General features: G+C 61.5%; 22 protein-coding genes. 15 read left to right on the forward strand and 7 right to left on the reverse strand.

Annotated features, from left to right (window positions below; genetic code table 11):
• The first annotated feature begins 231 nt into the window (after positions 1–231).
• The 4 genes from sucC (at position 232) to odhB (ending at position 7,122) form a co-directional block, all read left to right on the forward strand.
• The gene (sucC, locus tag ACQK2G_RS23800) at positions 232–1,428 is read left to right on the forward strand and encodes an ADP-forming succinate--CoA ligase subunit beta (protein ID WP_425407528.1); all 1,197 of its coding nucleotides are present in this window, start codon (positions 232–234) and stop codon (positions 1,426–1,428) included.
• Entirely contained in the window at positions 1,428–2,303 is an 876-nt protein-coding gene (gene sucD, locus ACQK2G_RS23805) for a succinate--CoA ligase subunit alpha (protein ID WP_425407529.1), read from the forward strand. The genes sucC and sucD overlap by 1 nt, the downstream gene beginning before the upstream one ends.
• A gap of 279 nt (positions 2,304–2,582) precedes the next feature.
• Entirely contained in the window at positions 2,583–5,729 is a 3,147-nt protein-coding gene (locus ACQK2G_RS23810) for a 2-oxoglutarate dehydrogenase E1 component (RefSeq protein WP_425407530.1), read from the forward strand.
• A gap of 103 nt (positions 5,730–5,832) precedes the next feature.
• Positions 5,833–7,122: a 2-oxoglutarate dehydrogenase complex dihydrolipoyllysine-residue succinyltransferase gene (odhB, locus tag ACQK2G_RS23815; protein WP_425407531.1), complete on the forward strand. Its 1,290-nt coding sequence runs from the start codon at positions 5,833–5,835 to the stop codon at positions 7,120–7,122.
• Positions 7,123–7,192: 70 nt separating this feature from the next.
• On the opposite strand, the gene ACQK2G_RS23820 is transcribed toward odhB, so the two are convergent.
• The 3 genes from ACQK2G_RS23820 to ACQK2G_RS23830 are packed head-to-tail and all read right to left on the reverse strand — an operon-like array spanning position 7,193 to position 9,310.
• On the reverse strand, positions 7,193–7,954 hold the full coding sequence (locus ACQK2G_RS23820) for a S1 family peptidase (RefSeq protein WP_425407532.1): 762 nt from the start codon (positions 7,952–7,954) through the stop codon (positions 7,193–7,195).
• A 45-nt stretch (positions 7,955–7,999) separates the two neighbouring features.
• Positions 8,000–8,893 carry a S1 family peptidase gene (locus ACQK2G_RS23825; protein WP_425407533.1) on the reverse strand — a complete coding sequence of 298 codons (894 nt, stop codon included), beginning with the start codon at positions 8,891–8,893 and terminating at the stop codon, positions 8,000–8,002.
• A gap of 3 nt (positions 8,894–8,896) precedes the next feature.
• Positions 8,897–9,310: a DUF350 domain-containing protein gene (locus tag ACQK2G_RS23830; protein WP_425407534.1), complete on the reverse strand. Its 414-nt coding sequence runs from the start codon at positions 9,308–9,310 to the stop codon at positions 8,897–8,899.
• A gap of 113 nt (positions 9,311–9,423) precedes the next feature.
• On the opposite strand from ACQK2G_RS23830, the gene ACQK2G_RS23835 reads away from it, so the two are divergent.
• The 3 genes from ACQK2G_RS23835 (at position 9,424) to ACQK2G_RS23845 (ending at position 11,822) form a co-directional block, all read left to right on the forward strand.
• Complete coding sequence (locus ACQK2G_RS23835; protein ID WP_425407695.1) at positions 9,424–10,149, forward strand: AzlC family ABC transporter permease; 726 nt, start codon at positions 9,424–9,426, stop codon at positions 10,147–10,149.
• On the forward strand, positions 10,146–10,499 hold the full coding sequence (locus ACQK2G_RS23840) for an AzlD domain-containing protein (RefSeq protein ID WP_425407535.1): 354 nt from the start codon (positions 10,146–10,148) through the stop codon (positions 10,497–10,499). Before ACQK2G_RS23835 ends, ACQK2G_RS23840 begins: the two co-directional genes overlap by 4 nt.
• 102 nt (positions 10,500–10,601) lie before the next feature.
• On the forward strand, positions 10,602–11,822 hold the full coding sequence (locus ACQK2G_RS23845; protein ID WP_425407536.1) for an MFS transporter: 1,221 nt from the start codon (positions 10,602–10,604) through the stop codon (positions 11,820–11,822).
• A gap of 31 nt (positions 11,823–11,853) precedes the next feature.
• Here ACQK2G_RS23845 and ACQK2G_RS23850 read toward each other — a convergent pair whose 3' ends face one another.
• Positions 11,854–12,129, reverse strand: coding sequence for a hypothetical protein (locus tag ACQK2G_RS23850; protein ID WP_425407537.1), 276 nt, complete (start codon positions 12,127–12,129; stop codon positions 11,854–11,856).
• Between the two features lie 230 nt (positions 12,130–12,359).
• Here ACQK2G_RS23850 and lpdA point away from each other — a divergent pair, with 230 nt between their 5' ends.
• From lpdA to ACQK2G_RS23870, 4 genes are all read left to right on the forward strand, one after another.
• The gene (gene lpdA / locus ACQK2G_RS23855; protein WP_425407538.1) at positions 12,360–13,769 is read left to right on the forward strand and encodes a dihydrolipoyl dehydrogenase; all 1,410 of its coding nucleotides are present in this window, start codon (positions 12,360–12,362) and stop codon (positions 13,767–13,769) included.
• Positions 13,770–13,822: 53 nt separating this feature from the next.
• Positions 13,823–14,749 (forward strand): DMT family transporter, encoded by a 927-nt coding sequence (locus tag ACQK2G_RS23860; protein WP_425407539.1) that lies wholly within the window; start codon positions 13,823–13,825, stop codon positions 14,747–14,749.
• A 117-nt stretch (positions 14,750–14,866) separates the two neighbouring features.
• A complete protein-coding gene (locus ACQK2G_RS23865; RefSeq protein ID WP_425407540.1) occupies positions 14,867–15,469 on the forward strand; it encodes an HD domain-containing protein in 603 nt (200 codons plus the stop codon).
• A 15-nt stretch (positions 15,470–15,484) separates the two neighbouring features.
• On the forward strand, positions 15,485–16,681 hold the full coding sequence (locus tag ACQK2G_RS23870; protein WP_425407541.1) for a M24 family metallopeptidase: 1,197 nt from the start codon (positions 15,485–15,487) through the stop codon (positions 16,679–16,681).
• Positions 16,682–16,718: 37 nt separating this feature from the next.
• Here the strand turns inward: ACQK2G_RS23870 and ACQK2G_RS23875 are convergent, their stop codons facing one another.
• From ACQK2G_RS23875 to fsa, 3 genes are read right to left on the reverse strand one after another with little or no spacing between them, the layout of a single operon-like run.
• Positions 16,719–17,693 carry a tyrosine recombinase XerC gene (locus ACQK2G_RS23875; protein ID WP_425407542.1) on the reverse strand — a complete coding sequence of 325 codons (975 nt, stop codon included), beginning with the start codon at positions 17,691–17,693 and terminating at the stop codon, positions 16,719–16,721.
• The gene (locus tag ACQK2G_RS23880) at positions 17,680–18,399 is read right to left on the reverse strand and encodes a DUF484 family protein (RefSeq protein WP_425407543.1); all 720 of its coding nucleotides are present in this window, start codon (positions 18,397–18,399) and stop codon (positions 17,680–17,682) included. Before ACQK2G_RS23880 ends, ACQK2G_RS23875 begins: the two co-directional genes overlap by 14 nt.
• 34 nt (positions 18,400–18,433) lie before the next feature.
• Entirely contained in the window at positions 18,434–19,087 is a 654-nt protein-coding gene (gene fsa / locus ACQK2G_RS23885) for a fructose-6-phosphate aldolase (RefSeq protein WP_425407544.1), read from the reverse strand.
• A 133-nt stretch (positions 19,088–19,220) separates the two neighbouring features.
• Here fsa and ACQK2G_RS23890 point away from each other — a divergent pair, with 133 nt between their 5' ends.
• From ACQK2G_RS23890 to atpA, 4 genes are all read left to right on the forward strand, one after another.
• The gene (locus ACQK2G_RS23890; protein ID WP_425407545.1) at positions 19,221–21,467 is read left to right on the forward strand and encodes a primosomal protein N'; all 2,247 of its coding nucleotides are present in this window, start codon (positions 19,221–19,223) and stop codon (positions 21,465–21,467) included.
• A gap of 39 nt (positions 21,468–21,506) precedes the next feature.
• On the forward strand, positions 21,507–22,505 hold the full coding sequence (locus tag ACQK2G_RS23895; RefSeq protein WP_425407546.1) for an adenylate/guanylate cyclase domain-containing protein: 999 nt from the start codon (positions 21,507–21,509) through the stop codon (positions 22,503–22,505).
• A 360-nt stretch (positions 22,506–22,865) separates the two neighbouring features.
• Positions 22,866–23,420 carry a F0F1 ATP synthase subunit delta gene (locus tag ACQK2G_RS23900; RefSeq protein ID WP_425407547.1) on the forward strand — a complete coding sequence of 185 codons (555 nt, stop codon included), beginning with the start codon at positions 22,866–22,868 and terminating at the stop codon, positions 23,418–23,420.
• A 3-nt stretch (positions 23,421–23,423) separates the two neighbouring features.
• A complete protein-coding gene (atpA, locus tag ACQK2G_RS23905) occupies positions 23,424–24,953 on the forward strand; it encodes a F0F1 ATP synthase subunit alpha (protein WP_425407548.1) in 1,530 nt (509 codons plus the stop codon).
• Positions 24,954–24,972: the final 19 nt, after the last annotated feature.

The raw sequence follows: 24,972 nt of genomic DNA on the forward strand, positions 1-24,972 counted from the left end.
AATTACGCCCGCTCAGCGGGGCCCGGAAATCCATTGTTCCTGATGGTATGCGGACGCCGCGGATGGTGGGCGGAAAGGCGAAGCCCAGCGGCACAGTTCACGGGGCCGTTCCACAGCCTTGCCGCCGACTTGCCGGTCCCTTTCGGGGCAGGGATCTGGTGCCGGTACGGTGCCAAGTCCGAACGGAAGGGGTTTGGGCGTGATCATAGCCACGGGGAAGTCTTAAGCGACATGAACATCCACGAATATCAGGCCAAAGAACTTCTGCGGAAGTTCGGCGTTGCCGTGCCCGACGGGCAGGTGGCCTACACCGTCGACGAAGCGGTACAGGCGGCTAACGAACTTGGCGGTCCGATCTGGGTCGTTAAATCCCAAATTCATGCCGGTGGCCGCGGGGCCGGCCGGTTCAAGGGCGGCGATCCCGACAAGGGCGGGGTTCGCGTCAGCAAGTCCGTCGAGGACGTGCGCGAGAACGCCAAAGCCATGCTCGGCGCGACGCTGGTCACCAAGCAGACCGGGCCGGACGGCAAGGAAGTGAACCGTCTCTATATCGAAGACGGTTGCGACATCGCCCGCGAACTCTATCTCTCCCTGCTTCTGGACCGCGCAACGAGCCAAGTCACCATCATGGCCTCCACCGAGGGCGGGATGGAAATCGAGGAAGTCGCTGAAGCGCATCCCGAAAAAATCATCCGTGTCTCCGTCGATCCGGCGACCGGCATTTCCGGCTTTCATTGCCGGCGGATCGCTTTCGCGCTGGGCCTGGAAGGCAACCAGGTGAAAAGCTGCACCCAGTTCCTGACGGCGATGTACAACGCCTTCACCCAGCTGGACGCCAGCATGGTCGAGGTGAACCCGCTGGTCGTGACCGGCGCGGGCGACGTCATCGCGCTCGACGCGAAGATGAACTTCGACGACAACTCGCTGTTCCGTCACAAGGACATCGCGGGCATGCGCGATGAAACCGAAGAAGACCCGATGGAGCTGGAAGCGACCAAGCACGAGCTGAACTACATCAAGCTCGACGGGTCGATCGGCTGCATGGTCAACGGTGCCGGCCTTGCCATGGCGACGATGGACATCATCAAGCTGAAGGGCGGCGATCCCGCCAACTTCCTTGATGTCGGCGGCGGCGCTACCAAGGAACGCGTGACCAAGGCCTTCAAGATCATCCTCAGTGACCCGAATGTCGAAGGCATCCTGGTCAACATCTTCGGCGGCATCATGCGGTGCGACGTCATCGCCGAAGGGGTGGTCGCGGCTTCCCGTGAGGTGAACCTCCACGTGCCGCTGGTCGTGCGCCTGGAAGGCACAAACGTGGAGCAGGGCAAGAAGATCATGGCGGAATCGGGCCTGCCGATCATCTCCGCCGACAATCTGGAAGACGCGGCCGAAAAGGTCGTGGCCGCTGTGAAGGAGGCGAACTGATGGCCGTTCTGGTTAACAAGGACACGAAAGTCATCTGCCAGGGCTTCACCGGCGCGCAGGGTACTTTCCATTCCGAACAGGCGATCGCCTACGGTACGCAGATGGTCGGCGGTGTGACGCCGGGCAAAGGCGGCGGTACGCATCTGGACCTGCCGATCTTCAACACCGTGGCGGAGGCCAAACACACGACCGGCGCGAACGCGACCGTCATCTACGTGCCGCCGCCCTTCGCGGCCGACGCGATCCTGGAGGCGATCGACGCCGAAATGGAACTGGCGGTCTGCATCACCGAAGGCATTCCGGTGATGGACATGGTGAAGGTGAAGCGCGCGCTTAACGGTTCCAAGACGCGGTTGATCGGTCCGAACTGCCCGGGTGTCATCACGCCGGAACAGTGCAAGATCGGGATCATGCCGGGGCATATTCACCGTGCCGGCAAGATCGGTGTCGTCTCCCGTTCCGGAACCCTGACCTATGAAGCGGTTGCGCAGACCACCGCCGCGGGTCTGGGCCAGACGACCTGTATCGGTATCGGCGGTGATCCGGTCAACGGCACCAACTTCATCGATTGCCTGGAAATGTTCCTGGATGACGATGCCACCGAAGGCATCATCATGATCGGGGAAATCGGTGGCACGGCCGAAGAAGAAGCGGCCGAATTCGTCAAATCCTCCAAGGTCAAAAAGCCGATGGTCGGCTTCATCGCGGGCCGTACGGCGCCTCCGGGCAAGCGTATGGGCCATGCGGGTGCCATTATTTCCGGTGGCCAGGGCACGGCGGACTCCAAGATGGAGGCGATGCGCAGTGCCGGTATTCGGGTATCCGAGAGCCCATCGGCGCTTGGAACGACGATGCTGGAAGTAATGAAGGGTTGAAGTAAGAACGGCGCCGGGGTAATCCCCGGCGCTGCTTCTTTATACCTGGATTTCAAAAAGGTTTGGTCGGTATCATACGACGTTGAGAGACAGCACCGTTACTGTGACCTTGTCCCAGTACTTTTATCTTGGGTCCATGTGCTACGCTGCGATGAGAAACTGTCGGGATTGTATCGCTGATCCGGCGCTTGCCGTCCGAATGGCGCCCCTGGCTGAACCGGTCTCTGTCGCGCCGATCGGGTGGGTCCCGTTGCCGCCGACCGAAAAGGGAGATGCGTGATGACCTATGCCGGGAACACGACGCCGCTTTTTCAAGCCAACGAAACCTATGTGGCTGAGCTTTACCAGAAGTTCCTGAACGACCCCGCTTCGGTGGACCAGCAATGGGCTGAGTTCTTTTCCGGACTCGAGGACGGCGACCTGAACTTCCTTCAGGGTTATCGGGGGCCGAGTTGGGCGCCGCGCGCGACCACGGTCATCGGTCCGAAAGGCGAGGAGCAGACCGAGAGCTTCGGCGAGCTGACGGACGAAGGCACCTCCTACGACGAAATTCTGCGCCGTCTGGCGCGGGCCGGGACTCCGGGCGCCAGCGCGGCGGAAATTCGGCAGGCCACGCTGGACTCGATCCGCGCCCTGATGATCATTCGTGCCTACCGGATGCGCGGCCATGCGGTCGCACATCTCGATCCGCTGAACCTGCATGAGCCGGACTACCAGCCGGAATTGGATCCGAAGACCTACGGGTTCGAAGATCGGGACATGGATCGGCCGATCTTCATCAACTATTATCTCGGGCTCGAATCCGCCTCGATGCGGGAAATCGTGCGGATCTGTCAGGAAACCTATTGCGGTTCGATCGGCGTCGAGTTCCAGCATATTCAGAACCCGGAAGAGAAATCCTGGATTCAGGAACGCATCGAGGGGATCCGCAACCGGACGGAATTCACCGATCTTGGCAAGCGGACGATCCTGGAGCGCCTCACCCAGGCCGACATTTTCGAAACCTATCTGGACAAGAAGTACCGCGGCACGAAGCGTTTCGGTCTGGATGGCGGCGAGTCGCTGGTCCCGATGCTGGAACAGATTTTCAAGCGCGGCGCGCAGCTCGGCCTGCAGGAAGCGGTTCTGGGCATGGCCCACCGTGGCCGTCTGAACGTTCTGGCGAACATCATGCGCAAGCCGTATCAGGCGATCTTCGCGGAGTTCGAGGGCATCAATACAAGCCCTGAAGACGTTCAGGGCTCCGGTGACGTGAAGTATCACCTCGGCACTTCCGCGGACCGGGAGTTCGACGGCCGCGTGGTCCACCTGTCGTTGACCGCCAACCCCAGCCATCTGGAGGCGGTCAATACGGTCGTCCTGGGTAAGGTTCGCGCCAAGCAGCGGCAGCGCGGCGACGAGGATCGCGAGAAGGTCATGGGCATTCTGCTGCATGGCGACGCGGCCTTCATCGGCCAGGGTATTGTCGCTGAGACCTTCCTGTTGAGCCAGCTGGACGGCTATCGGACCGGCGGCACGATCCATATTGCCATCAACAACCAGATCGGTTTCACCACCGCGCCGAGCAAATCCCGCTCCTCGCCGTATTGCTCCGATATGGCAAAGCTGGTCGACGCACCGGTCTTCCATGTCAACGGCGACGACCCCGAAGCCTGCGTCCACGTGGCGCGGATTGCGATCGAATACCGGCAGAAGTTCAAGAAGGATGTCGTGATCGACATGTGGTGCTACCGCCGGCACGGGCATAACGAAGGCGACGAGCCGATGTTTACCCAGCCGCTCATGTACACCCGGATTGGCGAACATCCGCGCACCCGTCAGATTTATGCCGACCAGTTGGAGAGCGAAGGAACGATCCCGGAAGGCGAAGGCTTCAAGATCGTTCAGGAGTTCACGAACCATCTGGATGCGCAGTTCGAGGCACGGCATTCCTTCAAGGCGAACAAAGCGGACTGGCTGGAAGGCAAATGGGCCGGTCTCGGCATCGCTTCCGGTGAGGCCCGTCGCGGTGAAACCGGCGTCGATATCGATCTGTTGAAGGAAGTCGGGTACGCGATTTCCGCGGTGCCGCAGAACTTCAACCTGAATTCCAAGATCAAGCGTCAGCTTCAAGCCAAGCGCAAGATGATCGAAACCGGCAAGGATATCGACTGGGGAACCGCAGAAGCCCTGGCCTTCGGCACCTTGTTGTGCGAGTCGACCTCGATCCGGCTGTCGGGCGAGGATTCCGAGCGCGGCACCTTCTCCCATCGGCATTCGGTGTTGATCGACCAGAAGACCGAGGAGGAATACGTCCCCCTCAACAACATCCGCATGGGGCAGGCGCCGTTCGAGGTTATCGACAGCCCGCTGAGTGAATTCGGTCTGCTGGGTTACGAATACGGTTACGCCAGTGCCGAACCGCATTCCCTTGTTCTGTGGGAAGCGCAGTTCGGGGATTTCGCCAATGGTGCCCAGGTCATCATCGACCAGTTCATTGCATCCGGTGAATCCAAATGGCTGCGCATGTGCGGCCTGGTTATGATGTTGCCGCACGGTTACGAGGGGCAGGGTCCGGAACATTCCAGCGCCCGCCTGGAGCGATATCTGCAGCTTTGCGCAGAAGACAATCTGCAGGTCTGCAACATCACCAGCCCGGCGAACTTCTTCCATGCGCTGCGCCGTCAGGTGCGGCGGAATTTCCGCAAGCCGCTGATCCTGATGTCGCCGAAATCCCTGTTGCGTCACAAACGATGCATCTCTTCGCTGGATGAAATGGCCCAAGGGTCGACCTTCCACCGTGTGCTCTGGGACGATGCGCAATGGGAAAAGCGCCTGGCGAAGGACAGCGACATCCGTCGTGTGGTCGTCTGCTCGGGCAAGGTGTATTTCGACCTGTTGGAGGAACGCGACGCACGGGGGATCGACGATATCTACCTGCTGCGCGTGGAGCAGTTGTATCCGTGGCCGGAGAAGGCCCTGGAAACGGAACTGAGCCGATTTCCGAATGCCGAAGTCGTCTGGTGCCAGGAAGAGCCGCAGAACAACGGGGCCTGGTTCTTCGTCGATCGACGTCTGGAAAAGGTGCTGGAAGCGGTTGGGAACAAGGTTTCGACCCGTCCGCGTTATGTCGGTCGGCCGGAAGCGGCGTCACCCGCGGCGGGCCGGATGCGTGATCACGTTGCCGAGTTGCAGCGCTTCATCGACGAGGCGTTGACCATGGAAGGCCGGCGGAGCTTGCCGAAGCAGGCGGCGAAAAAGGCGTCTGCACGGAAATCGACGCTCGCAAAGGCCGCCGTAACAAAGGCTCCCGCAAAAAAGGCATCGGTGAAGAAAGCAGCCGCAAAGAAAGCGACGGCGAAAAAGGCCCCGGCGAAAAAGTCGGCTGCAAAGAAACCTGCTGTTAAGAAAGCGGCAGCTAATAAGAAGGCGAAAGCCAAGAAATAGGCGAGTAGTTAGCGGGAATTCTGAACCCAAAACGACCAATCGGAAATGACCGGGCGCGAGGAGTTGCGCGGTCCGGCATTCGAAATGGAGCTTGGATAGAAAAATGGCCACGGAAGTGCACGTACCGACGCTTGGTGAGTCGGTTACAGAAGCAAGCATTATGCGTTGGTTCAAACAGCCCGGTGAAGCCGTGGCTGTGGATGAACCGCTGGTAGAACTGGAAACCGACAAAGTGACCGTTGAGGTCCCGTCCCCTGTGGCCGGTACCGTCTCGGACATCGCTGCGGCCGAAGGGGCCGAGGTGGAAGTCGGCGCACTGCTTTGCACGATTGCAGAGGGAGCCGCGGCAGCACCGAAAGCTGAAGCGCCGAAGCCGGCCGCTGAGGAAAAGCCGGCCGAACCCGCGCCGGCGCCCGCACCGGCGGCCGCCCCTGCTGCGGCACCGGCCAGCAACAACACCCTGTCGCCCGCGGTCGCCAAAATGGTCGCTGAAAACAATCTGGACGCCTCCAAGATTCCGGCGACCGGTCCGAAGGGCAATCTGACCAAGGAAGATGTGCAGAACTTCCTCAGCAGCGGTGCGAAGGCCGCGCCGGCCGCAAAGGCACCCGCAGCGGCGGCTGCGCCGGTCGGCGGTCCGAAGCCGCCGGTCGCGACATACGAGCCGATGCCGGAACGTCCGATGGATCCGCGCGGCGAAGAACGCGTGAAGATGCCGAAGCTTCGGAAGGTCATCGCGAGCAGGCTGAAAGAAGCGCAGAACACGGCGGCGATGCTGACCACCTTCAACGAGGTCGACATGACCGCGATGATGGAACTGCGTAAGGACTATAAGGACAAGTTCGAGAAGAAGCATAACGTGAAGCTGGGCTTCATGAGTTTCTTCGTGAAGGCGTCTGTGATCGCGCTGCAGGAACTGCCTGCCGTCAATGCGGAGATCTATGGCGACGAGATCATCTACAAGAACTACTACGATATCGGTATCGCGGTCGGTACGCCGTCCGGGCTGGTCGTGCCCGTATTGCGCGACGCGGACAAGAAGAGCTTCGCGGAAATTGAAGCGACGATCGCCGATTTCGGCCGTCGTGCCCGTGACGGCAAGCTGACCATGCAGGAAATGATGGGCGGTACCTTTACCATCACGAATGGCGGCGTCTTCGGGTCGCTGATGTCGACGCCGATCCTGAACCCGCCACAATCCGGCATTCTTGGCATGCACAAGATCCAGAAACGCCCGATCTGCGACGCGGAAGGCAATATCGTGGTCGGTAACATGATGTATGTGGCGCATTCCTACGATCACCGCATCATCGACGGCCGCGAGGCGGTTACCTATCTGGTCCGCTTGAAGGAAATGCTGGAAGATCCGGCACGTCTGCTGCTGGACGTCTGATCCGTTACCAACGGACAATCTAATGTTTGGCGACGCCCCCTCTATAGGGGGCGTTTCCTTTTTTTGTTCCCTATTCGACGTGGCAATAGACTTCGATCACCCTGTTTGCGGCGCGCAATTGCGACCCGGTTTCGGACGGATCGGCAAAAAGAGTGTCCGGTACTGGGCGTGCAGCGCCAGTGCCGATGCGATGTTCCGCCATCGTTTCCCGCAAAGTCGCCGGCACGTTCGCGATGATCCGGCCCAACGCATTATCGGCGCCGACCAGAACCCCTACGACGTATCCCGCCCCACTGATGACCGGGCCGCCGGACATGCCGGAATAGACGGTGCCAGGCGCGGGATCGGGCCGTTCGGCCCAAACAATGACCGGAAAGCCACCACCCGGCACGCCTTGGCGTTCGATCTCACGATATTCGATTTGGGACGCGATGAACTGCCTCGGCTTGCCTGCCGGATAACCGATCAGGAATGCCTGATCGTGACGCTGAGGGTCCCGATCAGCCTGCGCGATGGCCAAGGGAAGGGCGGAGAATTCTGAGAATAACAGGCTTAGATCCGCCGTTTCATGGTGAACCACCCGGTCCACGATTCCGACAATCTTCCTGCTTTTGATGAACCCGATTCCGTCGCATTTATTCACGACATGCCGGGCCGTCATCCAAACCCCGTCTCCGACGCTGAACGCCGTGCCGGATCCGGGTGCACGGACTTCCCTTTCCGGCTCGAGCACCAATTCGTAAGGTGTCGGCAGCAGGTCAAAATCCGTGTAGAGCCAAAGACCGAGTAGGGCGGCGGCTATCACGATCCAGAGCGGTTTGGTACTGTTCACGCCCGAAAACCTCCCGGACCGAAGCCTTGCCGAGAGCCGACCATATCAGAGATTGTCGAGCGGGCTGCGCCGTCCCGGTATCTTCACATGGCAATAGACCTGGACGACGGAAAGCGACCGGCGCAAGGCATCGCCTTTTTCCTGATACGTCGACGGGGTCAAACCCGTGACCGGTTTGGCCATGCCCCTGTCCCTGGCGAATTGCGGGGCGGCGCCGGCCAGCTCGATCATCTCGGCCGACAATCGCGCCGGTGTCGTCGCGACCCTTCCGCGGCGGGGGCTTTCCGCGATGGTGACGCCGATGACGCGACCCGTATCGTCAAAAGCCGGTCCTCCGCTCAACCCGCCCAGGGAGGTGAGCCGGCCCGGGATCTCCTTCGCAGCCCAGACCTGTATCGGAAAGGTCGCAGCGCCGTGCCCCCGAATCGTTGCCGCGCTGTCGCCTAGGAAAAGCGAAAAGACGTCGCCCGGATCGCCGCCTGGATAGCCGAAATGAAAGCCGGGCGCGCTTCTCGCCGGACGATAATCAGTGGTGACGGCCTGGGTGAGCGGTGCGCGTAGATCCAGTTCCAGCAGGGCGATATCCGCCCCGGGATGCAGAACCACTGCTTGGACCTTCTGGTCCGGCTGGATGCGTTTGCCTTGCTTGATCAGCCAGACGCTGTCGCATTGATCGACCACGTGGCGCGCCGTCAACCATATACCTTCCGCGATGGCGAAAGCGGTGCCGGTCGAACGGACCCGGTCCGTATCCGCTTGCAGCAGCCAGCGCTGCACGGGCCCGGTGCCGCCGCGCCGGACATCGAAGTTCTCCCTTGCCTCAGGGCCCGTGTCCGGGGGCACAGGTCTGCGTGGGGCGGCATCCTCGAAATCGGTGATGGCGCTCAGGACGACGAAAGCCACCGTCAGCAGGAACCAGATGAACCGTGTTTTCCGCACGGACTAGCCCGCCACCGCCGCGGCGACGACCGCGCCCACGGCCAATTTGGCGGCCATCATCACGATGGCCGGAGCAACTTCATTGGCTTCGATACGGGTCTGCATATCCTTCATCACGAAGTCGACGATCAGATAGGCCACCGCCTGCAGGATGATGGTTACCGTGCCCCAGACCAGCAGGTCCAGCAGGCCCAAACTGGCATTCATGGCAAAGGCGAGCGGAATGGAAATGCCCAGGATCGCCCCGGCGAAGGTGATGCTTGCCGCCAGGTTGCCTGCACGGATCAGCGCCAATTCCTTATAGGGCGTCACCTTCTCGTAGAACCACAACCCGATCCCCAGCAGCAACAGCGTTGCCACGATATGCAAGAGCAGCACGGGCAGGCCGGACCAAAGCGATAACAGAACAGGTTCCATGACGGCTTTCCACTGTATTGAAGCAACTCGTGGATGCTATATCGCTTCGTGGCGGACCGTCATCCCGCAATCCCCAAAGACATGTTGCTGCCGGAGGAAAACGCTTGAGTGACGTGACGAATAATCAAGCGGACTGGCGCGCGGCGCGACGCATGGGGGCTTGGGACGGTTTCGGCGTACCGGGCTTTGCCCTGTTCACGACCATGATCGGATTCGGGGCGATCGCGCGCGAGGCGGGGTTGGATATCTACGTCACCGTGGCGACGACGATGTTCGTCTGGGGCATGCCGGGCCAGGTCGCCTTCGCGGATCTCTACGCTGCCGGGGCCGGCGGGGCCGTGATCTTCACCGCGGTAGCGCTGGCCAATATGCGTATGCTGCCGATGACGGTTTCCGGCCTGCCGATGATGCATTTGAAGGAGCATAACCGAGGCCTGATCCGGAATGTCGTCACCGCCCATCTCCTGGCCATTACCGGTTGGGCGCAGTTGACCGCGGCGCGGACCAAGGTGCCGCCGATGGGGGTGTTGCCCTACTATCTGGGTTTCGTCAGCGTGGTCTATGTCGCCGCCAATCTCGGTACGGTCTTCGGGTTTTACCTCAGCGATATCGTGCCCGACCCGGTGATCCGGGTCGCGGTCTATGTGACGCCGCTCTACATTGTGCTGCTGGTTTCCAGCGCCCGGGTCTGGGCCAACCGCTTTGCCGTGCTGCTGGGGGCCATCCTCGGGCCGATTACCTATCCGGTGCTGGGTGACTGGTGCATCCTGGCCGCCGGGCTGGGCGGCGGCACCGTGGCTGTGGTTGTCGCCCATGCAACGGGGAGGGCGCCGGAATGACAATGTCCGACGCCCTCATTCCCTGGGCCATGATGGGGCTGGCGGTGATCGCAACTTTCGTCTGGCGCATGCTGGGCCTCGCCCTTGCCGACCGGTTGGCCAGTCATAAGCTGCTATTCGATTGGGTGAACACGGTGGCCTACGCCATGGTCGCTGGGTTGATGGTACGGATCATCTTTTTCCCGACGAATATCACGGCCGAAGCGCCCATGCTGGACCGGTTAGCTGCTTTCGGCGTCGCGCTTCTTGTCTGGTGGTTGCGCGGCAAATCGCAGATTCAAGGCTTGGCCGCCGGTATTGTGGTCTTTGCCCTTCTTACTGTCGGGAGGAAGTACGGATTTCTTCCCTGATCCCACATTCATGTCGGTCTTGTCGGGACTGTGACTGTCTGCGGACGCCGCGGTCCGGTCCCGGCTTCCGACATTCTGTCTCTGTCATAGGACGGTCCTGATTTGCACCGGCTGCCATATGTCTGGATCGTCGTTTTTTGTGCACTGTGTTTCGCCGTCGGTCAGTTTCACAGGGCGGCGGGCGGCATCCTGTCGCCTGTCATTGCGGCGGAATTGAACCTTTCCGCTTCCGCACTGGGCAGCGTCATCGGCGCGATGTTCATCGCGACGATGGTGATGCAGATTCCGGCAGGCGTCGCGCTGGACCGGTTCGGACCGCGGCGGGTACTGCCGCTGATGCTGGGGGTCGCCGGACTGGGCAGCATCGTCTTTTCACGGGCCGTCGAACTGGAATGGGTCTATGCGGGGCGGATTTTGCTCGGCTTCGGTTTCGCCTCCTCTTCCGCTGCCGCCCATATCCTGTTTTCGCGGTGGTTTCCCCTCGACCGTTTCGCCCAGGTATCCGGCTTCATGGTGGCGATCGGGGGTATCGGCGGACTTGCCGGCACCTACCCCTTGGCGACGATCGTCGATGTGGTCGGATGGCGTCCGGCCTTGTTCGCCATCGGCATCTTCATCATGGGAATCGCCATTCTGGGCTCGGTCACAATCCGCAACGCGCCGCCGCACGTGCCGCGTCCGGTCTTTCAACCGACCGGATGGCGCGCGATGTTCCACGGCTTTCGGGAAATTCTCGGAAACCGGAATTTTCCCAGACTGCTCGCAATGGGAACCGTCGCTTTCGCGCCGATCACGACCGTGGCCGGGCTTTGGGGCGGGCCGTATTTTCAGGACGTTCATGGTTTCGATACGCATGAAGCCGGCGCCGTGTTGTTCGCGCTGTTCATGATGACCATGGTCGGGGGACTGATCTTCGGCCCGCTCGACAGGCTTCTGGGAACCCGCAAGAAAGTCGTGCTTGGGGGCGCTTTCGGATCGGCGCTCTGCTTCAGTGCCGTGGCGGTTATTGGCGACCTGCCGGCCGTTGCCGTGATCGTCCTGTTGCTTGGCATGACGTTGTGCCAGAATTTCTATCTGACCTTGAATGCTCATAACCGCGCACTGGTCGGCGACCATCTCGTTGGGCGGGCTTCGACCCTGATGACGGTCGTCGCCGTCGGCGGCATCCCGGTCATGCAAGGTGGGTTCGGTGTGGCGCTCGACTGGGGTAGGTCGATTGGGTTGACGGTCGAGGAGTCCTATCGGCTTGGGTTCGGCTTCATCGCGGCAAGCGTGCTCGTCGCGGCATTTGTGTATCTGACGTCGGAGGACCGTAAACCTTGACGGCTTGGAACCGGGGTCGGGGGCGCGGTCGTCAGATCGAATCCTTGGGCTTTTCCGCGGGTGCGGGCGCCGGTGTCGGCGTCTTCTCCGTTTCCGGATGGATGCGCCGGATGATGATATCGCCATTGGGCAGGATTTCCGGCGTCGCATATTGCGGAATGCTGCCGATGAACAAGTCCAGCGCAGACAACAGTTTCGCCAGACCTTCCCTGGCCAGTTCTTCCGGCGACTTCTCCGCCGCGACTGCGGGGTTGCCGGCAACGGCGAGGGAAAGGGCGATGGCAATCGGCGCCAGTACTTTTTTCATGGTTCGGGTCCTTGGCTATCTTGCCGTTTCTTAACGCATGATTGGGGCCAAAATATGGCCGATCCCATGGGAAATTCGGATTATGGGGGACAGGCTTCAAGTCCTTAATTCTCTTTTCCTTTTAGACGTGTTGGGGCATGGTGCGGTCCGGTTTGGGGCCGCCCTTGCGGCGCGGCCCGATGGGCCCTTGGCAGAGATCCAGGGGCCGGATTGACGAAGAGGGATCAGCGATGAGCGAGAACCAATACGACGTGGTCGTGGTTGGCGGCGGACCCGGCGGCTATGTGGCCGCGATTCGTGCCGCGCAGTTGGGATTGAAGACTGCTTGCGTGGAAATGCGCGCGACCCTGGGCGGCACCTGCCTGAATGTCGGCTGCATTCCCTCGAAAGCCTTGCTGCATGCCTCCGAACGCTTCGAGGAAGCGCAACACGGTTTGGACGCGCTGGGCGTCAGGACCAGCGGCGTGAAACTCGACCTCAAAGGCATGATGGGTCACAAGGACAAGGTTGTCGGCGACAATGTCAAAGGCATCGAATTCCTGTTCAAGAAGAACAAGATCGATTGGATCAAGGGCAAGGGGAAGCTGAAGTCGGGGACCGAGGTGGAGATCACCGAAGGGCCGGACAAGGGCAAGACCGTCGCCGCCAAGAATATCATCATCGCGACTGGGTCGGAGTCCACGCCGATCCCGGGTGTCGAGGTGGACGAGAAGCAGATCGTCACTTCCACCGGTGCGCTGGAACTGGGCAAGGTACCGAAAAAGATGGTCGTCATCGGCGGCGGCGTCATCGGCCTGGAATTGGGCTCCGTCTGGGCGCGCCTGGGAACGGACGTCACTGTCGTTGAATTCCTGGACCGCATCCTGCCGACCAATGACGGGGAAGTTTCCAAGAACTTCCTGCGTATCCTGAAGAAGCAGGGCATGGCGTTCAAACTCTCCTCCAAGGTGACCTCCGCGAAGACGGCGAAATCCGGCGTGACCCTGACGGTCGAACCGGCCGCCGGCGGCGATGCGGAAGAGATCAAAGCGGATGTCGTGCTGCTATCTGTCGGCCGCCGTCCCTACACCGAAGGCCTGGGGCTCGAGGAACTCGGCATCGAAACCGACAAACGCGGCGTCATCCAGGTCGACGACCATTATCGGACCAACGTGCCGACCGTTTATGCGATCGGCGACTGTATCCCCGGCGCCATGCTTGCCCATAAGGCCGAGGATGAAGGCGTCGCCGTGGCGGAACTGATTGCCGGCCAGAAGCCGCATATCAATTACGACGCCATTCCGGGCATCGTTTATACATGGCCGGAAGTCGCCTCCGTCGGTAAGACGGAAGAGGAACTCAAGGAAGCGGGTATCGCCTATAATGCCGGCAAGTTCCCCTTCACGGCGAACGGCCGGGCACGGGCGATGAATGCCACCGAAGGCTTCGTTAAGATTCTGGCCGATAAGACCACCGACAAGGTGTTGGGCTGTCATATCATCGGTCCGGATGCCGGCGGCTTGATCCACGAGATCGTCACCATCATCGAATTCGGCGGTTCGGCGGAAGACGTGGCGCGGACATGCCACGGTCATCCGACGCTAAACGAAGTGGTGAAAGAAGCGGCATTGGCCGTCGATAACCGCACCATTCACATGTAATCACCGGTGACGGCCCGGCGTTTCCCGGACCGAGCCGGTTAAGGGGAAACGCCTTGGCCTTGCCGGCCTCTACACCTTCGGCAGCCGATAGCAGAACGGTCGGCCTCGGCATGGCCGCGGCGATCACGGCCTTTCTGCTGCTGCCCTTCGGGGACGCCATCGGCAAGTTTCTGGTGACCCAGGATATGGGGGTCGTGCAGGTTACCTGGGGGCGCTGGTTCTTTCATTCCCTGCTGCTGACGCCACTGGTGTTGATCCGGTACGGAAAAACCGCCCTGCGCGTCCCGAATCCTGCGCTGCAGTTCTGCCGGGCCGCGGCGCTGGCTATGGCGACTGTCTTCTTTTTCTGGTCCTTGCGTCACATTCCGCTCGCCAATGCAACGGCGGTACTCTTCGTCGCCCCGCTGCTGGTCGTCGCCCTGTCGGCCTTGTTCCTGGGCGAGAAGGTCGGGCCTCGGCGCTGGGGGGCTGTGGCTGCGGGCTTGGCCGGTGTGCTTTTGATCGTGCGGCCGGGCGCGGGCGGCGGTGATGCGGCGAACGGGATACTACAACTTGGATCCGCATTGGCGTTGGGGGCGGCAATCTGTTTCGCGCTCTACATGGTGCTGACCCGGCGCGCCGCCGGCCATGCGCCGCCCCTTGTCGCCCTATGGTGGATGGGGATCGTCGGCATGGGTCTCACCTCGATGATCGCCTTGCCGGACTGGCAACCGCCGACCGACGCGCAGTGGGGGCTGATGGCCGGGATCGGGCTGGTGATGCTGACCGGGCATCTTCTGGTCTTCTGGGCGGCGGATCGGATCGAGGCCTCGGCTCTCGCAGTGACGCCCTATCTGGAAATGGTGACCTCAACTGTGCTCGGCTATCTTATTTTCGGGGATTTCCCAGGAATGCTGACCTGGGCCGGCTGCGCCATCGTTATCGGTGCGGGTCTGTTCGTAGCGTGGCGTGAACAGGTGGCGTCCGGCCGGAACGCCTAGCGCCCAGCCGCCAGGGGCAAGGCCTGCTTGCCCCCTCCCTTAGTTGATTTCATTGACACCCTGCCGTGCATGGCCGGAAACTCCAACCATCGCGAGGTTTGAAGATGGGAGACGGGTATGACGGACCGGGTAGTGGATTTCGTCCGGATGGAAGACGGAACCAAGGAGGAATACGACCTTCTGGAGAGTTACGAGAAACCTTTCCGGGATAGCGTCGCGGACCGGCTGCTGGCGCATTTGAAGACGCTCGACGACAGCACCGGCGGCTACAAGGTCACGCGCCTCGGCCATTCCCTGCAATCGGCGACCTTGGCCTATCGCGATGGGGCGGATGAGGAAATGATCGTCGCGGCGCTGTTCCACGATATCGGGGACATGCTGGCCCCGTCGAACCATAGTGACTTCGCCGCTGCGGTTCTTCGGCCTTATGTCAGCGAAAAGACCCATTGGATCGTGAAGCATCACGGCGTTTTTCAGATGTATTATTACGCTCATCATCTGGGTGGCGATCGCAACGCGCGTGATCGCTACAAGGACCATCCCTGGTACGCCGACTGCGAGTATTTTTGTTACAACTACGATCAGAACGCCTTCGACCCGGACTACGACACACTGCCTCTCGAATTCTTCGAACCGATGGTGCGCCGGGTTTTCGCCTCTTCGAAGTTCGAAAACCTCGACCACGCCCCCGGCGATGTAGCGCCGGCCGCGGCCGAGTAGCAGGGAAACAGGCCGGTGACCGCGTTCCACGCTACCGCGGTCGATCACAAGGCATTGCGCGCGTATCGATTGGGACGCGTTCGGGAGCAACTGCGCCGCCGCGACTATGGCGGCATCCTGCTCTATGACCCGCTTAACATCCGCTATGCGACGGACACGTCGAACATGCAGGTCTGGACCCTGCACAATGCCGTTCGGTACGCTTTCATCCCGACGGAAGGGCCTATCACGCTCTTTGACTTCCATGGCTGCGGGCACCTTTCGGCAGCGATCGAAGTCGTTGACGAGGTTCGCCCGGCAACGGGATGGTTCTATTTCGGCGCCGGGGACGAAGCGCCCAACCGAGTCCAATCCTGGGCCGATGAATTGCTGGACCTGATCAATCAGCATTGTGGCGGCAATCACCGCATCGCCGTCGACAAGCTGGATCCCATGGGCGTCTGGGCGCTGGAAAAGCGCCAGGTTGATATCCAGGATGGCCAGCAGGTCATGGAAATCGCCAGAGAGATCAAGAGTGAGCTGGAACTGGCGGCGATGCGGGAATCGCTCGCCGCCTGTCAGGAAGGCATGCGCCGGATGCGTGACGCCCTGGAACCCGGCATCACGGAAAACAAGCTTTGGTCCATCCTGCATCAGACGAATATCGAACTAGGCGGCGAGTGGATCGAAACGAGGCTGCTGACTTCGGGTCCGCGGACAAATCCATGGTTTCAGGAATGTGGTCATCGGGTGATCGAGAAGGGTGATCTGGTCAGTTTCGACACAGACCTGGTCGGTCCGAACGGCTATTGCTCCGATATCTCCCGCACCTGGCTCTGTGGTGGCGGCCGGCCAAATGAGGAACAGCGCAGGCTTTACGCCGTTGCACGGGAACAGATCCGTTTCAACATCGACCTGATGCGCCCGGGCATGAGCTTCAAGGAATTTTCGGAAAAGAGCTTCAAGCTGCCGGAGGAGTTTCTGGCGAACCGCTACTCGGTCGTCTTCCATGGCGTAGGGTTGTGCGATGAGTATCCCGGCGTGGTCTATGCTCAGGATTGGGACCATGCCGGCTATGACGGGATGATTCAGGAAGGCATGACGCTGTGTGTCGAGAGCCTTGTCGGCACGGAAGGCGGGCGGGAATGCATCAAGCTGGAAGAACAGGTTCTGGTGACCGCAGCCGGCGCCAAGCAACTCAGCACCTATCCGTTCGAGGAGGATTGGCTGTAGGCCGGGATTGGTCGCGGGCGGGTGAGGGCGAGGTCGCTTAGCGCGCTCGCGGATGCGCCTTGGCGTATTCGGCCATCAGGGTGGCGGTGTCGACCTGGGTGTAGCGTTGCGTCGTCGACAGTGAGGCGTGGCCCAACAGTTCCTGAATGGTGCGTAGATCTCCGCCGCCGGCCAGCAGATGTGTGGCGAAGGAATGGCGCAGCGCGTGGGGGGATGCTGTTTCCGGCAGGCCCAAACCGCGCCGTGCCGTTTGCAGGACCTTCCGGGCGACGGACGGGTTCAGGCGTTTGCCCCTGGCCCCGATGAAAAGGGGGCCGTCGGCGCCGGGCGTGTACGGGCAAAGCTTCCGGTATTCGGCAATCGCCTCAGATACCACCGGCAACAGCGGCGTCAGGCGTTCCTTGCGACCCTTGCCGATGACACGCAGCATGGCGCTGCCCTTGGATTTTTCCGGGATATCCGATTGGTTGAGGTCCAGGGCCTCGGCGATACGCAAGCCGCAGCCGTAGAGCAGGGAAACAAGGGCGCAATCGCGGGCCCCGATCCAGGGTTCGGCCGCCAACAGGTCGATCTCGTCGATCAGGATTTCCGCATCTGCTTGCGACAGTGCTTTCGGGACGGCGGAAGGAAGTTTCGGCCCGCGGATGGCGCGAACGGCATGGTTTTCTCCCCTGCCGGTCTTTTCCAGCCATTTGTAAAAAGTGCGGATCGCCGAAAGGGCGCGGGCGTTGCTCGTCGCACCCAGGCCGTCCTTCACGCGATGCGCCAGCCAGGCGCGGAAATCGAACGGTTTCAGGCCTTCCAGAACGCCGACGGTCAGGTCTTCGCCGGTATGTTCCGCGAGAAAGGAAAAAAAAGATCCCAGGTCCCGGGAATATCCCGCAACCGTGTTGGGCGAAACACGGCGCTCCAGCCGCAACCATTCCAAAAAGGAAGCAAAGACCGGTTGGATGCCCGGCGCGATCGCGAGCGGAATGTCGTCCGGCGTCGAAGGGCTTCTAGTCCTCGTCATCTTCCGGCAGGTCCAGCCAGACCCGAATCAGCTTTTCCAGCACGCGGGCCAGGAATTGCAGCAATTCTGTTGCCTGACCGCTGTGGAAACGGGCGCGGTCGCGGCTGCCGAAAGCAAGAAGGGCGGGCGGCGCTTCGGCCGAAATGTCCAGGCGGACGATCGCCTGCGACGCGATCAGGGAAGCGGCCGACGCGAAGATTGCCGGATCCGCCGAGACATCCTGTTCCAGGATGATCGATTGCCGACCGCGCAGGGCGCTTGCCACCGCCCCTTCGGGCATCAGCCTCAGCGATTGCACCGGCACGCCGAAAGCCCCGTTCGATTCGACGCAGAGGGTCACCGCATCGACGTCCAACAGCACGGCCAAATCCACCGTGGCGATCTCGATCAACTGCTCGAAGCTGGTCGCATCCAGCAGTTTCAGGACGCATTCATGGATCCGCGCGGTGGTCGACAGATTATCCCGGCTGTTGTCGATCAGCAGCCGGGCGACGTCTTCGGTCTGTTCCACCTTTTCCCGCAGGCGGCCGATCAGTGCCTGCTGCAGGTCGATCACGCCGTCGCCCAGCTCGCGTTCGGGCAGGGCGAGGGCGCTCAACGCTTCCGCGTTTTCCAGCAGGAAACCGGGATTGTCCCGCAGAAACTGCAGGACCTGTTCCTTGTCCACCGTGGAGACGGCCTGTGCCGGTTCCGACCCTTTTGCCATGTTTAGACGCCCCGAAACCCTGCTGTGCTGATCATTAAAGGATCGTCTGACCGGTCTTGGCCCAATCCGCCAGGAAGGCGTCCAAGCCCTTATCGGTCAGCGGGTGTTTGAACATCTGCCGCAATACGTTCGGCGGCAGGGTCGCGACTTCGGCGCCGAGCTGACCGGCGATCACAACATGACGCGGGCCACGGATGGACGCGACCAGGACCTCGGTCCGGAAATCGTAATTCGAATATACCTCGCAGATATCGGCGATCAGCTGCATACCGTCTTCGCCGATGTCGTCCAGGCGGCCGACGAAGGGCGAAATGAAGGTAGCGCCTGCCTTGGCGGCAAGGATCGCCTGTGCGGCGGAGAAGCAGAGCGTGACGTTCACCATGGTGCCCAGGTCGCTGAGCGCCTTGCAGGTCTTCAACCCGTCCGGCGTCAACGGCACCTTGATGGCAACGTTGTCGGCGATCGCCGACAGCTTCGCCGCTTCCTTCATCATCGTTTCATGATCGGTCGCGACGCATTCAGCGCTGACCGGACCGTCGACCACGTCGCAGATTTCGGCCACGACATCGAGGAAGTTCCGGCCCGTCTTGGCGATCAGCGAAGGATTGGTGGTTACTCCGTCGACCAATCCCGTTGCCGCCAAATCGCGAATCTCGTCAATGTCGGCGGTATCGATGAAGAATTTCATGCGCGTGTCTCTCGTCTTTCGCTAGTGTCCGAACTCTTCGCAGGTTGCCTTCGCGTGACAGTCCGGCGAGTCGTCTATAAGGGCAAACCCGGTTGGAAAACCAAATGACCGACAGCAAGGAGAAATCTACCCCATGCCGCCGTCCGCTGCCAATTCGGCCTCGCCGTCGGCAAACCGCCCGGCGGGCGGTAGGGTGATGGTCGAACCGGGCACGCGCGTCAAGGTCCTGATCCCGCTACCGTTGGACGGCGCGTACGATTATCGCCTTCCTCTTGATATGGCGGCGGAAATCGGATCCTTCGTCGCGGTGCCGCTGGGAAATAGGCTTGTCGCCGGCGTGATCTGGGGGCTGTCGACCGACAGCGACGTGCTGGAATCGAAGCTGCGCGACATCGCCGGCCTGCTGGATGTGCCGCCGCTGCCAAGCGCGAATCGGTCCTTCGTGGAATGGTTGGCTGCTTATTATCTTTCTCCGCCGGGCAATGTGCTGCGCATGGCGATGAGCGTCCAATCGGCGTTGGAACCGCCGACGACGCGGCCCGCCTACCGCTTGGCCGAGGTCGATGTGGAGACACTCGGCATCAAGGTGACCACCGCGCGCCGGCGGGTGCTGGCCGCAGCATCGGACGGTTTCGCCCATCCTGCAAGCGAATTGGCGTCCATGGCAGGGGTATCCTCTTCGGTCATCAAGGGACTGGCCGAGGCCGGCGCGCTGGAGACGGTACAGATCCCGGATGAGGCGCGCTGGACGCCGCCGGATCCCAATCTGCCGGGCCCCGAGCTTTCCGGGGACCAGAAAGTTGCCGCCGGTCAGGTTGCCGCCGCGGCGGGTGAGGGGTTTTCCGTCACCCTGCTCGACGGGGTCACGGGGTCGGGCAAGACCGAGGTCTATTTCGAGGCGATCGCCGCGGCTCTGGCGGCGGGCAAGCAGGTGCTCGTCCTGCTGCCGGAAATCGCGCTTTCTTCCCAATGGCTGGCGCGGTTCGAGCAGCGATTCGGCGCGGCGCCCGCGGAATGGCATTCGGACCTGACACAGGGGCAGCGACGCCGCACTTGGCGGGGTATTGCTGAGGGGCGGGCACGGATCGTCGTCGGCGCGCGCTCGGCCCTGCATCTGCCTTTTCCCGATTTGGGCCTGATCGTGGTGGATGAGGAACATGAAACCGCCTTTAAACAGGAAGACGGTGTCGCCTATCACGCTCGGGACATGGCGGTGGTGCGGGGCCGATTGGGGGAAATCCCGGTCATCCTGGTTTCAGCGACCCCGTCACTCGAAAGTCTCTTGAACGCAAAGGAAGGCCGATATCGGCTGCTGCACCTGCCGGAACGCCATGGCGCGGCGACCATGCCGACGGTAGAACTGATCGACATCACCAAGGACAAGCCGGGCCGGCAGCAATGGCTGACACCGACCTTGCGCAAGGCGCTGGAAGACAATCTGGCGGCTGGCGAGCAGTCCCTGTTGTTCCTGAACCGCAGGGGCTATGCGCCATTAACGTTGTGCCGTACATGTGGGCATCGGCTCGCCTGTCCCAATTGCTCCGCCTGGCTGGTCGAGCACCGGTTCACCCGCAGCCTGCAATGCCATCACTGCGGCTTCACCACGGGCGTGCCGCAGCAGTGCCCCTCCTGCGACGATACAGACAGTTTCGCAGCCTGTGGGCCCGGCGTGGAGCGACTGCTGGAAGAAGCGACGCTGCTGCTGCCTGAGGCGAGGATAGAGGTCGTGACCTCGGACACCATTCGTGGGCCGCTTCAGGCCGCCGCTTTTGTGGAACGCATGGAGAACGGCGAGATCGACGTTGTCATCGGAACCCAGATCGTCGCCAAGGGCTATCACTTTCCGCGATTGACCCTGGTCGGCGTCGTCGACGCGGATCTCGGCCTCAATGGCGGCGATCTGCGCGCGGGAGAGAGAACCTATCAGTTGATGTATCAGGTCGCCGGTCGGGCGGGGCGCGAAGGTCTGCCGGGGCGGGTGATGCTGCAAACCGCCAGCCCGACGGTCCCAGTCATGCAGGCATTGGCCCGGCACGATCGGGACGGTTTCCTGGAAGCGGAGCTGCGCATGCGGGAGGAATTCGACTTTCCTCCTTTCGGCCGCCTGGCAGCTTTGATCGTCTCAGGGCCCGACGAAGGATTGGTCGACCGGGTGGCGCAGGCCATCGGCCGGGCTGCGCCGCATGGAAGGGGGCTGACCGTCCTGGGGCCCGCCCCGGCGCCGCTGGCGTTGCTGCGCGGGCGTTACCGCCGGCGGCTTCTGTTGAAGACCAGTCGGGATGTCAGCGTTCAGAAGGTCCTGATCGATTGGCTGGGCAAGGTTCAGGTGCCGAACGCCGTGCGTTTGCAGGTGGATGTGGATCCCTACAGTTTCCTGTAGAAACGCGCTACGGACCCAAGACAGGGTGAAAGGGATAGCATGAAACGCGTGGTGACCTTCGCCGTTTTCGGCGCCATCGTTGGCATCCTGTATACGCAGATTTCCTACGAGGTCGGCGTCATCAGCGCCCTACGCGGGGCCTATGTGGGTACGACGATCGCGACCCTCGCCGGGATTTTCGAAGTGTTCGGCGCCCGTGGACGTTGGAAGCGCTTCTTCCTGAGCATCCCCTTCACGGTGTCCCTGGTCCTGCGAACCATCGTTTATACGGCCATCATTGTTTTTGCTTTGGTGTCCCAGCATCTCGGTGCGCCGAACGAGGACGGACCATTTTTCGAATTCCTCTTGGACATCCGGAAGGACATCGTCTTCTCGCTAGTGGCGTCCTTCGTGTTCAACTTCGTATACGCGATCCACGAATTGCTGGGGCCGAAGGTGTTGCTCCGGTTTCTTGTCGGCCGCTATCACCGACCGACTCGGGAGGAGCGCGTTTTCCTTTTCCTGGACATGGTCGGCAGTACCCAGCTGACCGAAAAACTGGGTGATGTGACGTTTCACGCCATGCTGAACGATTTCTATATCGACCTGACCGACCCGATTCTGCGCCGGCATGGCGAGATTCATCGTTATGTAGGGGATGAGATGGTCGCGTCCTGGCCCGTCCGGGAGGGCCTGAGAAACGCGAATTGCATCCTCGTGGTCGGGGAAATCTACAAGGCTCTAGAGGCCCGGCGGGCCCATTACGAAGAGACCTATGGCGTATTTCCCTCCTTCCGGGCCGGCTTGCACCTGGGTCCGGTGGTGGTCGGGGAAATGGGCTCCGCCAAGAAGGAGTTCGTTTTCGTCGGCGATGCGGTGAACGCTACGGCGCGGATCGAGCAGGCATGCCGGACCTTCGGCAAGGAGGTCATGGCATCCGGCGACCTGATCGACCGCCTCGGCGCACCGCCGGGTGTGGAGGTCGAGGATCTGGGTGAATTCGAACCGCGCGGCCGCAGCAATAAGATGCGGATTTTCGCGTTGAGCTTCGCCTCCTGAGCGGGCGCGGCCATTCATCGCGGGGATTCGGGGCGGCGGAGGCGGCCCGGCGGCAAGGGGCATTCTCCCCAACGCCTCGGGTTGCCCCGAAAATCACGCTTTTTCTTATGCCTTTCGCCAGCTTGAACAGGGCATGGCCCTATGCTACATCCTCGCCGCGCGGAGAAATCCGGGCGCGTGCGGACTTGGGATAAATTCCGGTTTTTGCTGACGGACCTGCTCGAAAAAGGTTGCGTCCGGCGGCTGGGTTCCTATAAACGGCGGCGCGCGCGGGACAAAAGCCCGCCAATAAGTCTTTTGGGGAAGTTTGCCACGGGTTTTCGGGCTCTGGCGAACCAGCAAAACAGGGGTCTCCATATCGTGGCTGCCAAAGGTGGTGTGAACGAAATCGCCGCTCGCTACGCGAAGGCGCTGTTCGACCTCGCGGACGAGCAGAAAGCGTTGGATCCGGTTGCAGAGGATCTCCGCACAGTTGAGCAGCTGGTTTCCGAAAGCGACGACCTTCGTCGCATGGTGCGCAGCCCGGTGATCTCCCGGGCCGACCAGGGGAAGGCGATGTCCGCCATCCTGGACAAGGCCGGCGCCTCGGAACTTACCAGCAAATTCATTGGTTATCTTGCCGCTCATCGCCGTTTGTTTGCGTTGGGCGCGATTACGAAAGCCTTCCTAGCCGAGCTTGCCTCGCGCCGGGGCGAAGTAACGGCGGAAGTGACCTCCGCCCGTTCGCTCAGCGATGCGCAGATCAGCGCGGTGGAAGAGGCTTTGAAGAAAGTTGTCGGCGGCAAGGTTGCCGTGGAACATCGGGTCGATCCCTCCCTGATCGGCGGGCTGATCGTAAAGGTCGGCAGCCGCATGGTGGATTCGTCTCTGTCGACGCAATTGCAGAAACTCAAGCTTGCGATGAAGGGGGCTTAGGGCATGGAACTCCGGGCCGCGGAAATTTCCGCAATCCTCAAGGACCAGATTGCCAACTTCGGCACTGAAGCGGATGTGGCCGAAGTCGGTCAGGTGATCTCCGTCGGTGACGGGGTCGCGCGCGTTTACGGCCTCGATAACGTCCAGGCCGGTGAAATGGTCGAATTCCCGGGCGGCATCAAAGGGATGGCGCTGAACCTTGAAGCCGACAATGTCGGTGTCGTTATCTTCGGTGACGACCGCGACATTAAGGAAGGCGACACGGTCAAGCGTACCGGCGATATCGTCGACGTGCCGGTCGGCAAGGGCCTTCTGGGCCGCGTTGTCGACGGTCTCGGCAACCCGATCGACGGCAAGGGTCCGATCGAGGGTGATGAGCGCCGCCTCGCCGAATTGAAGGCGCCGGGCATCATCCCGCGTAAGTCCGTGCACGAACCGGTGCAGACCGGCCTGAAGGCGTTGGACGCCCTGGTGCCGATCGGCCGCGGTCAGCGGGAACTGGTCATTGGTGACCGCCAGACCGGCAAGACCGCCGTTATCCTGGACACGATCATCAACCAGAAGCCGATTAACGAAGGCAATGACGAATCGAAGAAGCTGTACTGCATCTACGTCGCCATCGGTCAGAAGCGTTCCTCGGTTGCACAGGTCGTGAAGACCCTCGCCGACAACGGCGCGCTGGACTACACGATCGTCGTCGCCGCCACGGCCTCCGATCCGGCGCCGCTGCAGTTCCTGGCCCCGTATACCGGTTGCGCCATGGGTGAGTACTTCCGCGACAACGGTATGCACGCCGCCATCTTCTATGATGACCTGTCGAAGCAGGCGACCGCCTATCGTCAGATGTCCCTGCTGCTTCGCCGCCCGCCGGGCCGTGAAGCCTATCCGGGTGACGTTTTCTACATTCACTCGCGCCTGCTGGAACGCGCCGCGAAGATGAACGACGAAAACGGCGCCGGTTCGTTGACCGCGCTGCCGGTCATTGAAACCCAGGCGAACGACGTCTCGGCCTACATTCCGACCAACGTGATCTCGATCACCGACGGTCAGATCTTCCTGGAAACCACGCTGTTCTATAAGGGTGTCCGCCCGGCCATTAACGTCGGCCTGTCGGTCAGCCGCGTGGGTTCCGCCGCCCAAACCAAGGCGATGAAGAAGGTTGCGGGTTCGATCAAACTGGAACTCGCACAGTACCGCGAAATGGAAGCCTTCGCACAGTTCGCGTCGGACCTCGATGCCTCGACCCAGCGTCTGCTGGCCCGTGGTGCGCGTCTGACCGAGCTCCTGAAGCAGCCGCAGTACCAGCCGCTGAAGGTTTCCGAGCAGGTCGTCAGCATCTATGCCGGTACCAAGGGTTACCTCGACAAGGTCGCGGTTGCCGATGTCGGCCGGTTCGAAAAGACCTTGCTGGATCACATGCGGTCCGAATACGCCGACGTGATGAACGAAATCGACAATTCCGGTCAGCTCTCGGAAGAGGCTGAAGAAAAGATCAAGGGCGCCCTGGAAGCGTTCGCGAAAACCTTCGCCTAATCGGCGAAGGTTGGTCTTC

It is taken from the genome of Hwanghaeella sp., from assembly GCF_965227365.1.
GTDB lineage: Bacteria > Pseudomonadota > Alphaproteobacteria > UBA8366 > Aestuariispiraceae > Hwanghaeella.